The organism is Pseudoalteromonas sp. Angola-7 (assembly GCF_028599255.1).
GTDB lineage: Bacteria > Pseudomonadota > Gammaproteobacteria > Enterobacterales > Alteromonadaceae > Pseudoalteromonas > Pseudoalteromonas atlantica.
The window spans coordinates 1-503 of the sequence record NZ_JAQREL010000046.1 but is presented as its reverse complement, the minus strand read 5'-3'; the positions used below and the strand labels follow the sequence as shown (position 1 = coordinate 503).

Here is a 503-nt window from a genome sequence, read left to right as displayed (position 1 = left end):
GGCACTAGGGTGATCGCTAATCCCGCTGAAGCCGCCATTGCATAAGTTTTAGTGTAAGCAAGAGGTGAGAACATTCGCCCTTCCTGCGCTTCTAAAATAAATACAGGCAAAAAACTCACGGTAATAATTAATAAACTAAAAAACAGCGCAGGGCCTACTTCGCTTGTCGCTTTAATAACGACTTCCCAACGGTTTTGCTCAGTCAGAGGCGTTTTTTCCATATGCTTATGCATATTTTCAATCATTACTATGGCGCCATCGGTCATTGCCCCTATGGCAATCGCAATCCCGCCCAAAGACATAATATTAGCGTTAATTCCTTGCCAATACATCACAATAAACGCCGTTAAAATACCCAGCGGTAAGGTAACAATAGCCACCAAAGATGAGCGCACATGAAACAAAAACACAACACACACAAGCGCTACAACAATCAGCTCTTCAACAAGTTTGCTTGTCAGATTACTTATTGCGTTGTTAATTAAGTTTGAGCGGTCGTAAAC

1 protein-coding gene is annotated in these 503 nt (G+C 42.1%); it reads right to left on the bottom strand.

Translation table 11 applies throughout. From position 1 onward, the window contains the following. Nucleotides 1-503 (bottom strand): efflux RND transporter permease subunit (locus PSH50_RS21020; protein WP_273610073.1); only part of this gene is annotated, 503 nt, incomplete at both ends.